We start from the raw sequence: 11,901 nt of genomic DNA on the forward strand, positions 1-11,901 counted from the left end.
GCTTCGTTGGAATCTGACGGTTCTTACGTTGTTAAGCCGCAGTTGCGAACGACGTGACGTACGACGAGCCCGGCGGCGGTGCGGGCGTCTGGGCGGAATGAGTCAGCACCTCGTGGCCCGTCTCCGTCACCAGCACGGTGTGTTCCCACTGGGCCGACAGGCTGCGGTCTCGCGTCTTGACGGTCCACTGATCGGGCATCGTCCGAATTTCGCGCTTACCAGCGTTGATCATCGGTTCGATGGTAAAGATCATGCCGGCCTGCAATTCCAGGCCGGTCCCTTGACGTCCGTAGTGCAGGATTTGCGGATCTTCATGGAACACCTGGCCGATCCCGTGGCCGCAATATTCGCGCACAACGCTGTAGCCCTGCGCCTCGGCGTGCGTCTGGATCGCCTGCCCGATGTCGCCGAGACGCGCGCCCGGACGCACCTGGTTGATGCCGAGCCACATGCACTCATAGGTGACTTGCGCCAGACGCTTGGCCAGGATTGTGCCGTCGCCGACGATGAACATGCGGCTCGTGTCGCCGAAGTAGCCGTCCTTGATGACAGTGATGTCAATGTTCAGCGCGTCGCCGTTTTTGAGGACCTTATCGCCGGGAATGCCGTGGCAGATCACGTCATTGACCGAGATGCAGGTGGCCTTGGGGTAGGGCGGGTAGCCGGGCGGCTGGTAGTTCAGCGGCGCAGGGACGGTGCCCTGCTCCTTGATCATAAATTCGTGGCAGAGGCGGTCGAGCTCCCCGGTGGTGACGCCGGCGCGCACGTGCGGTGTAATGAAATCGAGCACTTCGCTGGCCAGGCGGCAAGCGACGCGCATCATTTCAATGTCGTGGGCATTTTTGAGAGTGATGGCCATTGCGGAATCGGACAAAGTGCGGAAACAGTGACGCATTATCGCACCAATGGAGGGTTTTGGCCGGGTTTTGCCCTTGTCCGGCGTGGTTTTCGGAGCATTCCGATAGCGAATTTCCATCGTTCCGATCGAGGCGTCGGAAGCGATGCCGAACCGGCCGGGATGCCGCACAAACCGGGCATTTGCGGTCTGTCATCGCAAGTTCACGAGCCTCTTGAGTGATGGCGCGGTGCGATGCTATAATCTCGGGCTAAGTCGAGGACGAGTTGTCAATATGGTCAAGGGTTTCCCCTTGGTTTTTGGTGCGATTAGCCGGGGTTTTGGGGTGTTTAGCCCCAAGTTGGTGCCGAAAGGCGCCGAATTCGGTGATTCGTCGGGCAACGATCGGTCTTCTCGGCTTGGAAATTTTGAAATCGCGGGCCGGCGCACCCAGGGTGCCCGATCTTCGCAGGCGGGTCATGCAAAGCTGTATGGCAGTCTGACGAAACGGGTACGGCAGCCGGTCTAAGACCTAACCCTCACGGAGAATCACATGTCTGTCACGATGCGTCAGATGCTGGAAGCGGGCGTCCACTTTGGTCACCAAACCCGTTTCTGGAACCCCAAGATGGCCCCCTATATCTTCGGCCATCGCAACAAGATTCACATCATCAACCTCGAAAAGACGTTGCCGATGTACCAGGACGCACTGAAGTACGTGCGTCAACTGGCAGCAAACCGCGGCACGATCCTGTTCGTGGGCACGAAGCGTCAAGCGCGTGACATCGTGGCGGAAGCCGCAGCACGTGCCGGTATGCCTTACGTCAACAACCGTTGGCTGGGCGGCATGCTGACGAACTTCAAGACGCTGAAGTCGTCGATCAAGAAGCTCAAGGACATGGAGCAGGCTCTGGAAGCCGGCGAACAAGAGCGCATGAGCAAGAAGGAAGCGCTGCTGTTCGATCGCGAAATGGCCAAGCTGCAGAAGTCGATCGGTGGCGTAAAGGAAATGGGCGGTATGCCCGACGCCATCTTCGTCGTCGACGTCGGCTACCACAAGATCGCCATCACCGAAGCCAACAAGCTGGGCATTCCGGTGATCGCCGTGGTCGATACGAACCACTCGCCGGAAGGTGTGGATTACGTGATCCCGGGTAACGACGACTCGAGCAAGGCTGTCGAGCTGTACGTGCAAGGCGTTGCCGACGCAATCCTCGAAGGCCGTGCAAACGCCGTCAAGGAAGTTGTCGAAGCCGTTCGCGGCGAAGGCGACGAGTTCGTCGAAGTGAACGAAGAGGCGTAAGCGGCCACCGCTGCGTAACAAAAGGGGCTGCTTGTGGCGCCCCTTTTTTTTAGTCCGATTTCCCCGCGTCGGGTGAGTGGGGCGCCAAGGCCGGGCAGTGAGGCCGGTCTTGTGAAACCCTCTCCCGACTGATTCGATATACAGGAGTAACGATATGCCGGCAATTACTGCAGCAATGGTGGGCGAACTGCGCGCCAAGACCGATGCGCCGATGATGGAATGCAAGAAGGCGCTGACCGAAGCCGACGGCGACATGCTTCGTGCTGAAGAAATCCTGCGTGTCAAGCTGGGCAGCAAGGCCAGCAAGGCTGCAAGCCGTATCACGGCCGAAGGCGTGATCTCGGCTTACATCGACGGCGGTAAGGGTGCCGTGGTTGAAATCAACTGCGAAACCGACTTCGTCTCCAAGAACGACGACTTCCTGAAGTTCGCAGACGACGTCGCCAAGCTGGTCGCCGAGAACAATCCGGCCGACGTCGCTGCGCTGTCGGCGCTGCCGCTCGACGGCAAGACCGTTGACCAGATCCGTGCCGACCTGATCGGCAAGATCGGCGAGAACATGACGATTCGCCGCTTCCAGCGTTACGAAACGTCGGGCAAGCTGGCGTCGTATCTGCACGGTACGCGTATCGGCGTGATCGTCGAGTATGAAGGTGCCGACGCCGAAGTGGGCAAGAATGTCGCGATGCACATCGCTGCCATGAAGCCGGTCGCCGTGTCGGGCGACCAGGTCGCGGCAGATCTTATCGAGAAGGAACGCAAGATTGCCGCCGAGAAGGCCGCCGAATCGGGCAAGCCGGCCGAGATCGTCGCCAAGATGGTGGAAGGCAGCGTGCAGAAGTTCCTGAAGGAAGTCTCGCTGTTCAATCAGACGTACGTGAAGGACGACAAGGCAACCGTCGAGCAGATGCTCAAGGCCAACAACACCACGGTCAAGGGTTTCACCATGTTCGTGGTTGGCGAAGGCATCGAGAAGAAGCAAGACGATTTCGCTGCAGAAGTGGCTGCTCAGGTGGCCGCTGCAAAGCAGCAGTCGTAATTCGCGCAGTACCGTAGTATCCGGGGGCGGCGGTGTCGTCCCCGTTGTTTCATCCAGAATACCCCAACAGTGCCCGACCAGACTTCTTAAGGACCGCCATGTCTACTCCTTACAAACGCGTACTTCTCAAGCTCTCTGGTGAAGCCCTCATGGGTGACGATTCGTTCGGCATCAACCGCGCAACCATCGAGCGGATGGTTGACGATATTGCCGAAGTCGTTCGCCTGGGCACGCAATTGGCCGTCGTGATCGGCGGTGGCAATATCTTCCGGGGTGTGGCTGGCGGTGCCGCAGGTATGGACCGCGCGACGGCCGACTACATGGGCATGCTCGCCACGATGATGAACGCCCTGGCGCTGCAGGACGCGATGCGTCACGCCGGCATCGAAGCGCGTGTGCAATCCGCGCTGCGTATGGACCAGGTCGTTGAACCGTACATCCGCCCCCGCGCGATTCGTCAGCTCGAAGAGGGTAAAGTCGTGATCTTCGCCGCTGGCACGGGCAATCCGTTCTTCACCACCGACACGGCCGCTGCGCTGCGTGGCTCGGAAGTCGGCGCCGAAGTCGTGCTCAAGGCGACCAAGGTCGACGGCGTGTACTCGGCCGACCCGAAGAAGGTTCCGGACGCAGTGAAGTACTCGACCATCAGCTTCGACGAGGCGATCTCGAAGAACCTGCAGGTCATGGACGCGACGGCTTTCGCGCTGTGCCGCGATCAGAAGATGCCGGTGCGCGTTTTCTCGATCGTGAAGCCGGGTGCGCTCAAGCACGTCATCCTCGGTGAAGACGAGGGAACGCTCGTCCACGTTTGAGTTCGAATTGCGGCGTCGACGCGTATTGGCGCGTCGACGCCGTATCATTTTATGTTTGCGTAACAATTTAGGTTTGGAGGTTGCCATGAGCGTTGCTGACGTCAAGAAGAATGTCGAGCAAAAGATGAAGAGCTCGATCGAGTCGTTCAAGAACAACCTGGCGAAGATTCGTACTGGCCGCGCGCACGTTGGCCTGCTCGATCACGTCCAGGTCGATTATTACGGTTCGATGGTGCCCATCTCTCAAGTTGCCAACGTGAGCCTCGTCGACGCGCGTACGATCGGCGTGCAGGCGTGGGAAAAGAACATGGTCCCGAAGGTCGAAAAGGCCATCCGCGAGTCGGATCTGGGCCTGAACCCGGCGACGCAAGGTGACCTGATTCGCGTGCCGATGCCCCAACTGACCGAAGAGCGCCGTCGTGAAATGACGAAGCTGGTGAAGTCGGAAGGCGAAAACGCCAAGGTTGCCGTGCGTAATCTGCGTCGCGACGCCAACGAGCAACTCAAGAAGCTGGTGAAAGACAAGGAAATCTCGGAAGACGACGAGCGCCGTGGCGGCGACGATGTCCAGAAGTTCACCGACAAGTTCGTCGCCGAAATCGACGAGCTGGTGAAGCAGAAGGACGCCGAGATCATGACGGTTTAAGTGCTCACGGCACTTACCGCTCAATCTCCGCAGACTTTCGCGCCCGACTCCGCGCCGTAATTCAATGGGTTTTCTCAGCTCTACGCTTTCTGCTCCTGAGACAGCGAGCATTCCGCGCCACGTTGCCATCGTCATGGACGGCAACGGGCGTTGGGCTACCAGTCGTAAATTGCCCCGCGTTGCGGGGCATAAGCGTGGTGTTGACGCCGTGCGTGAAGCGGTGACGGCATGTGCCGAGCTGGGCGTCGAGTATCTGACCCTGTTCGCGTTCAGTTCCGAGAACTGGCGTCGTCCGCAGGATGAAGTCTCGACGCTCATGCAGCTTTTCATTCTTGCGCTCGAGCGCGAGGTGGGTAAGCTGCATAGCAACGGCATCCGTCTTCGCGTCATTGGTGCGCTCGAAGCGTTCGAGCCTCGCATTCAGGAACTCGTCCGGCGTGCGGAAGAGCGCACGCAGGACAACAAGGGTCTCACCCTGACCATCGCCGCCAATTATGGCGGGCGGTGGGATATTCTCCAGGCCGCTCAGAAGCTCGCCGCTGCGCGTGTCGCGCAGGGTGGGGCTGCGGCGCTCGAAGCATCTTTTTCGGAAGACGATCTCGCGCCTTATCTGAGTATGGCCTATGCGCCGGAGCCGGATCTCTTTATCCGCACCGGTGGCGATCAGCGCGTCAGTAATTTTCTGCTTTGGCAACTGGCGTACACTGAACTGTATTTCACCGAAGAATTCTGGCCGGACTTCAACGCCAATACGCTTAAGCGGGCGGTCGCCGAGTTTCAGCAGCGCGAACGCCGTTTCGGCCGTACCAGCGCGCAAGTCCAGAACCCCTCGGGACAATCCGCCTGATGCTCAAGACACGCGTTATTACCGCTGTCGTACTTCTCGCCATCCTTTTGCCCGTGATCTTCGTCGGTACCCCGGCGCAGTTCGCGCTGCTCGCGGCCGTGATCGTTGCGGCCGCCGGGTGGGAGTGGGGGCGTCTGGTCGGCCTTAACGGCACGGGCGCCGTCTTTTATGGTGCGCTGGCCCTGTTGGGTGTCGGGTTGACCTGGGCGGAAGGCTGGACGCTGTCGTCGATCTGGCTAAAACCTGCCGCCGTCTTCTGGATTCTCGCCGGGCCCTACACCCTCGCACGTAAGCCCGCGACGCAAGGCGCGTGGCGTGGTCTGTTGCTGGTGGCTGGGCCGGTATTGCTGATTGCTGCCTGGCAGGCGCTTTGTCTCGCTCGTGAGCGTGGCGTCGCCTTCCTGCTGTCGGTGCTCGTCATCGTCTGGCTCGCCGACACCGGCGCCTATTTCGCCGGGCGAGCTTTCGGCAAACGCAAGCTTGCGCCCTCGATCAGCCCCGGAAAGTCGTGGGAAGGTGCCATCGGCGGCTGGTTGCTTGTACTCGCGATAGCTGCGGTGGTACTCGTCAGCGGATTGCAGGCGCCGACCATCGTTTCTCATCTCGCCAGCACGTTGGGCCTCGCACTCGGCGCATTGGCGCTGACCGTGCTGGTGGCTTTCTCGGTCGTGGGCGATCTGTTCGAATCTCAACTCAAGCGGCAAGCGGGCGTGAAGGATTCCAGCGCGCTGCTGCCCGGTCATGGCGGTGTGCTCGATCGAATCGACGCGCTGCTCCCGGTGCTCCCGCTGGCTATGCTCTTCGTCTGATCATGTCGCAACGTCTTTCCATTCTCGGCTCCACTGGCTCCATCGGCGTTAGCACGCTCGATGTCGTGGGGCGTCATCCGGATCGCTTTTCGGTCTACGCGCTATCGGCGCACCGTAATCTCGATCGTCTTTTTGAACAGTGTGTTGCCCATCGTCCGCAAGTGGCGGTCGTGGCCGACGCAGAGGGCGCCCGCACGCTGTCGGCGCGTCTGGCCGAGGCGGGCCTGAAGATCGAAGTGACGTACGGTCCGCAAGCGCTGATCGAAATCGCCGAGGCTGGTGAGATCACGATGGTCGTGGCGGCTATCGTGGGCGCGGCAGGTCTGCAATCGACACTCGCCGCCGCGCGCGCGGGCAAACGGATTCTGCTGGCGAACAAAGAGTCGCTGGTGCTTTCCGGTGCGTTGTTCATGGCGACGGCCGAACGCGCGGGCGCCACATTGCTGCCGCTCGATAGCGAGCACAACGCCATTTTCCAATGCCTGCCGCAAGTGGCGGGCGAGAGCCGTATTTCGACGCGTGGCGTCGAGAAACTGGTGCTAACGGCTTCGGGTGGCCCGTTTCGCGAGCGCGAGCTGGCGTCGCTCGAGAACGTGACGCCGGACGAAGCATGCGCACACCCGAACTGGGTGATGGGGCGCAAGATCTCGGTGGATTCGGCGAGCATGATGAACAAGGGCCTTGAAGTCATCGAGGCGCACTGGCTGTTCAATATGCCGCCGGAAAAGATCGAGGTACTGATCCATCCGCAAAGCGTGATTCACTCGATGGTTACGTACACCGACGGCTCGACACTGGCGCAACTCGGTAACCCCGATATGCGCACGCCGATCGCTCACGCGCTGGCGTTTCCCGACCGGGTGACGTCGGGCGTTGCCGGACTGAATCTCGCGGACATCGGCAAGCTGACGTTCGAAGCGCCGGATCTGCGCCGTTTCCCGTGTCTGCGTCTGGCGTTCGATACACTGCATCGTGGTGGTACGGCGGGTGCTTTGCTCAATGCGTCCAACGAAGTGGCCGTGGCGGCGTTCCTGGAAGGACGCATCCGTTTCACCGCAATTGCGCAGGTAGTCGAGCGCGTGCTCGATGCGGTCGCCGTGGGTGAGGCCACCTCGCTCGAGGTCGTGCTTGAAGCCGATCGTCGTGCCCGCGAACTGGCGACGGAGATCGTTGCCGGTTTGCCTGCACCAGCGCGTTCCTGACGCCGCTGCCCATGTCGTAACTTCCCCGGGGCCCGTTCGCTCATGAATTTGCTGACCACGTTGCTAGCGTTCGCCGTCGCCATTGGTGTTCTGGTGGTGTTCCATGAGTTGGGCCACTACACGGTCGCAAGGCTTTGCGGCGTGAAGGTTCTGCGATTCTCCGTGGGCTTCGGAACACCGCTCCTCAAATGGACGATGGGGCGCGATCGCACCGAATGGACGGTCTGCGCGTTGCCGCTCGGCGGCTACGTCCGCATGCTCGACGAGCGTGACGAAACACAGATCGTCGCCCCGGAAGACCGGGCGCGTGCGTTCAATCAGAAGTCTGTCTACAAGCGTTTCGCTATTGTGGCGGCCGGTCCGGTCGCCAACTTCCTCCTTGCCATTGCCCTCTATGCGAGCCTGAATCTGGCTGGCGTGACGGAGCCTGTCGCGCGAATCGCGCCGCCGCCGGCCGGCACGCTCGCGGCCCGTGCAGGGCTGTCCGGCGGTGAACTGATCACGGGAGTGCGGGAAAACGGCACACGTCCCGATGAGGCGGTCGGGGAGGAATCTGCCGTGCGTTCCTGGGAAGATCTTCGCTGGCGTCTTGTCGACCCGATGATCGAAGGACAACGCGTGACGCTGGTGGCGCGTACGCGCGATGGCCGTGCGGAATACGCGCTGGACGCGGCCGGGCAGCGTTTCGATGCGGACGGCGAGCAGGACTTCATGCAGCGTTTGGGCCTGGTGCCTTCGGCGCGTGTGAAGGTGGGGCAGATCATCGCAGGCGGCGCTGCGGGGCTCGCCGGGTTGCGCGTGGGCGACGAGATTACGGCGGTGGACGGCACTCCCGTAACCTCGGCCAAGGCACTCGTCGATGCCGTTCGCGCCCACCCCGGCAAGCCGATGACCCTGACGGTGCGTCGGGACGGCAGCCCTCGAAACGTCACGCTCACGCCTAATGTGGAAGTCGATTCGGCAACGGCGGGTGGCGAGCGCGTGGGTAAGATCGGCGCAGCGCTGGCCAGTCAGGTCGATTCGGTGACTGTCCGCTACGGGCTGTTCGAGGCGATCGGCCGCGGGGCGCAGCGCACGTGGGACGTGACGGCCTTCAGCGTGCGCATGTTTGGGAAGATGATCACTGGGCAGGCATCGCTCAAGAATCTGAGCGGTCCGGTGACGATTGCGGATTACGCAGGGCGTTCAGCGCGGCTTGGTCTGGATTATTTCATCGCCTTTCTGGCGCTTGTCAGCATTAGCCTCGGCGTATTGAATCTATTGCCAATTCCGGTTTTGGACGGTGGCTATCTGTTATATTATGCGGTCGAAGCGATGACCGGTCGGGCAGTTTCCGAACGGTGGCAGGGCGCGCTGCAACGAGTGGGCATCGTTTGCATCCTTGCGCTCTCTGCCGTAGCACTTTTCAACGACCTGTCGAAGTTGTTGCACTAGGACAGCGTCACGTGCCTGCCGGTCGCAGGCAAATCCGAGTTTTTCACGATTCAATTGTTTCTTGGGGAAGCAAGTTGTCGAATAAATACCACCTTGTTCCGAAGACCCTGGTGATTGCGGTTCTGGCGGCACACAGTTTCCTGGCACGGGCCGTCGAGCCGTTTGTGGTCAAGGATATCCGAGTGGAGGGCTTGCAGCGTATTGAACCCGGTACCGTCTTCTCGTACCTCCCGGTCAAACCCGGTGACAAGTTCAACGATGATAAGGGTACCGAAGCAATTCGTGCCCTTTATGCCACGGGCCTGTTCTCGGACGTGAGCGTTGAAGCGCAGGGCAGCGTGCTGGTGGTGCACGTCAACGAGCGTCCCGCAATTGCTTCCATCGACTTCCTCGGCATCAAGGAATTCGACAAAGACGGTCTGAAGAAGGCACTGCGCTCGGTCGGCCTGACCGAAGGTCGCACCTTCGACCGCAACCTGCTCGACAAGTCTGAGCAAGAACTCAAGCGTCAATACCTTACGCGCGGTTACTACGCTGCCGAGGTCAAGACGACGATCACGCCGCTCGAGCGCAATCGCGTGGGTATCCAGTTCGCCGTGACGGAAGGCCCGAAGGCGACGATTCAGCAGATCAACTTCGTGGGCAACAAGGCTTTCTCGTCGTCGGACCTGACGGCCGAGATGGAACTGGGCACGCCGAACTGGCTGTCGTGGTACTCGAAGAACGACCTGTACTCGAAGGACAAGCTCACGGGCGATCTGGAAAAGCTGCGTTCGTTCTATCTGAACCGCGGTTATCTGGAATTCAACATCGACTCCACCGACGTCTCGATCACGCCGGACAAGGACGAGATGTTCCTCACGATCAACATTCACGAAGGCGAGCCCTACAAGGTGTCGGACGTCAAGCTCACGGGCGAAATGCTCGGCAAGCAGGACGACATCCAGAAGCTCATTCAACTCAAGGCCGGCGATACCTTCTCGGCGGCCAAGCTGCAGGCGAGCACGAAAGCCATCTCCGATTTGTTGGGTAACTACGGTTTCGCGTTCGCGAACGTAAACGCCCAGCCGAACATCGACCGTAACAACCACACCGTTGCGCTCAATCTGACGATCGATCCGGGCCGTCGTGTGTATGTGCGCAAGATCAACATTGTGGGCAACTCGCGTACGCGTGACGAAGTGATTCGCCGCGAACTGCGCCAGCTGGAAAGCTCGTGGTACGACGCCGACCGCCTGAAGCTGTCGCAGGACCGTATCAACCGTCTGGGCTACTTCACCGACGTGAACGTGACGACCGAGCCGGTGGCCGGTTCGAATGACCAGGTCGACCTTCAGGTGAAGGTGGAAGAAAAGCCGACGGGCACGATCAACGTCGGTGCCGGTTTCTCCTCGACCGACAAGGTGGTGTTGCAGGCCGGTATCAGCCAGGACAACGTGTTCGGCTCGGGTACGTCGCTGTCCGTGAACGTGAACACCGGTAAGACGTACCGTACGTTGGCCGTGACGCAAGTCGACCCGTATTTCACGGTTGACGGTGTGAGCCGTATTACCGACATCTACTACCGTACGTATCAGCCGCTGTTGCTGACGAGCGATTCGGATTTCCGTATCAACACGCTCGGCGGCAACCTGAAGTTCGGCGTGCCGTTCTCGGAAGTCGACACGGTCTTCTTCGGTCTGGGCTTCGAACAGACGCGTCTGCACCTGACGAGCGACGGCACGACGCCGCAACGCTACATCGACTATGCCAACCAGTTCGGCTATGTCAGCAACAACTATCCGCTGACGGTGGGTTGGTCGCGCGACTCGCGTGACAGCGCGCTGATCCCGAACCGCGGTCACTACCAACAGGCGAACCTTGAAATCGGTACGCCGATCGGAACGACCAAGTACTTCCGCGCGTACTACCAGCACCAGTACTACTACCCGGTGAGCCGCGGCTTCACGCTGGCGCTGAACGGCGAAGTGGGCTACGGCCACGGTTTGGGCGGTCAGCCGTTCCCGATTTTCAAGAACTACTTCGCGGGCGGTATCGGTTCGGTGCGTGGTTATGAGCCGAGCTCGCTGGGTCCGAAGGACACCAACGGCGAACCGCTGGGGGGGGCATCGAAGCTGATCGGTAACATCGAGCTGACGTTCCCGCTGCCGGGCACAGGTTACGATCGTACGCTGCGTATCTTTACGTTCCTCGACGGCGGTAACGTGTTCGATAACGGCCAGGCGATTACCTTCAATAACCTGCGCTATTCTTACGGTTTCGGTCTGTCATGGATTTCGCCGATTGGCCCGCTCAAGCTCTCGATGGGCTTCCCGCTTGTCAAGAAGACGGGCGACCAGTATCAGAAATTCCAGTTCCAGGTCGGTACGTCGTTCTAATGACGGCAGATCGACCGGTTCCGAACGTTTCATCGTTGTAAGGGGTAATACATTGAACGGTATCCGTAAGCATTGCCTTCGCGGCGTCGCCGCGGCGTTGCTGGCCGGTGCGGCCTTTGCTGCCACGGCTCAGGATGCGCGCATCGCCGCTGTGAATTCGGATCGTATTCTGCGCGATTCCACGCCGGCCAAGGCCGCACAAGCCAAACTTGAGGCCGAATTCTCCACGCGAGACAAGGCGCTGCAAGACATGGCCCAACGTCTCAAGGCGATGTCGGACAAGCTCGACAAGGACAATCCGACGTTGAGCGACGCCGAGCGCGCCAAGCGTCAGCGTGATCTGGCCGCCGCCGACACCGAGTTTCAGCGCAAGCAACGCGAGTTTCGTGAAGATCTGAACCAGCGTCGCAACGAAGAACTTGCTGCCGTGCTCGATCGCGCGAACCGCGTCATCAAGCAGATTGCCGAGACGGACAAGTACGATCTGATCGTGCAGGAAGCGGTCTACGTCAGCCCGCGTATCGACATTACGGACAAGGTGCTCAAGACGCTGAACGCAAGTTCGGGTGGCGGCGCCAGCGGCAAGTGACGGGCGG

11 protein-coding genes are annotated in these 11,901 nt (G+C 60.5%); 10 read left to right on the forward strand and 1 reads right to left on the reverse strand.

Going from position 1 to position 11,901, the window contains the following annotated elements:
• Positions 1 to 31 precede the first annotated feature (31 nt).
• Positions 32 to 859, reverse strand: coding sequence for a type I methionyl aminopeptidase (gene map / locus MB84_RS10785; RefSeq protein ID WP_046291779.1), 828 nt, complete (start codon positions 857 to 859; stop codon positions 32 to 34).
• Positions 860 to 1,388: 529 nt separating this feature from the next.
• Between map and rpsB the strand changes: the two genes are divergently transcribed.
• The 10 genes from rpsB (at position 1,389) to MB84_RS10835 (ending at position 11,894) form a co-directional block, all read left to right on the forward strand.
• On the forward strand, positions 1,389 to 2,138 hold the full coding sequence (gene rpsB, locus MB84_RS10790) for a 30S ribosomal protein S2 (protein WP_039398738.1): 750 nt from the start codon (positions 1,389 to 1,391) through the stop codon (positions 2,136 to 2,138).
• Positions 2,139 to 2,292: 154 nt separating this feature from the next.
• Positions 2,293 to 3,177, forward strand: coding sequence for a translation elongation factor Ts (tsf, locus tag MB84_RS10795; RefSeq protein ID WP_046291780.1), 885 nt, complete (start codon positions 2,293 to 2,295; stop codon positions 3,175 to 3,177).
• A gap of 98 nt (positions 3,178 to 3,275) precedes the next feature.
• A complete protein-coding gene (gene pyrH / locus MB84_RS10800; RefSeq protein WP_046291781.1) occupies positions 3,276 to 3,989 on the forward strand; it encodes a UMP kinase in 714 nt (237 codons plus the stop codon).
• 85 nt (positions 3,990 to 4,074) lie between these two features.
• A complete protein-coding gene (frr, locus tag MB84_RS10805) occupies positions 4,075 to 4,635 on the forward strand; it encodes a ribosome recycling factor (protein ID WP_046291782.1) in 561 nt (186 codons plus the stop codon).
• Positions 4,636 to 4,699: 64 nt separating this feature from the next.
• Positions 4,700 to 5,482 carry a polyprenyl diphosphate synthase gene (gene uppS, locus MB84_RS10810; protein ID WP_046291783.1) on the forward strand — a complete coding sequence of 261 codons (783 nt, stop codon included), beginning with the start codon at positions 4,700 to 4,702 and terminating at the stop codon, positions 5,480 to 5,482.
• On the forward strand, positions 5,482 to 6,291 hold the full coding sequence (locus MB84_RS10815; RefSeq protein ID WP_046291784.1) for a phosphatidate cytidylyltransferase: 810 nt from the start codon (positions 5,482 to 5,484) through the stop codon (positions 6,289 to 6,291). The genes uppS and MB84_RS10815 overlap by 1 nt, the downstream gene beginning before the upstream one ends.
• A 2-nt stretch (positions 6,292 to 6,293) precedes the next feature.
• Positions 6,294 to 7,493, forward strand: coding sequence for a 1-deoxy-D-xylulose-5-phosphate reductoisomerase (gene ispC, locus MB84_RS10820; RefSeq protein WP_046291785.1), 1,200 nt, complete (start codon positions 6,294 to 6,296; stop codon positions 7,491 to 7,493).
• 42 nt (positions 7,494 to 7,535) lie between these two features.
• Positions 7,536 to 8,927 carry an RIP metalloprotease RseP gene (gene rseP, locus MB84_RS10825; protein WP_046291786.1) on the forward strand — a complete coding sequence of 464 codons (1,392 nt, stop codon included), beginning with the start codon at positions 7,536 to 7,538 and terminating at the stop codon, positions 8,925 to 8,927.
• 74 nt (positions 8,928 to 9,001) lie between these two features.
• Entirely contained in the window at positions 9,002 to 11,305 is a 2,304-nt protein-coding gene (bamA, locus tag MB84_RS10830) for an outer membrane protein assembly factor BamA (protein WP_211279366.1), read from the forward strand.
• A 52-nt stretch (positions 11,306 to 11,357) separates the two neighbouring features.
• Positions 11,358 to 11,894 carry an OmpH/Skp family outer membrane protein gene (locus tag MB84_RS10835; RefSeq protein ID WP_425415894.1) on the forward strand — a complete coding sequence of 179 codons (537 nt, stop codon included), beginning with the start codon at positions 11,358 to 11,360 and terminating at the stop codon, positions 11,892 to 11,894.
• The last annotated feature ends 7 nt before the right edge of the window (positions 11,895 to 11,901 follow it).

The organism is Pandoraea oxalativorans, from assembly GCF_000972785.3.
Taxonomy (GTDB): Bacteria; Pseudomonadota; Gammaproteobacteria; order Burkholderiales; family Burkholderiaceae; genus Pandoraea; species Pandoraea oxalativorans.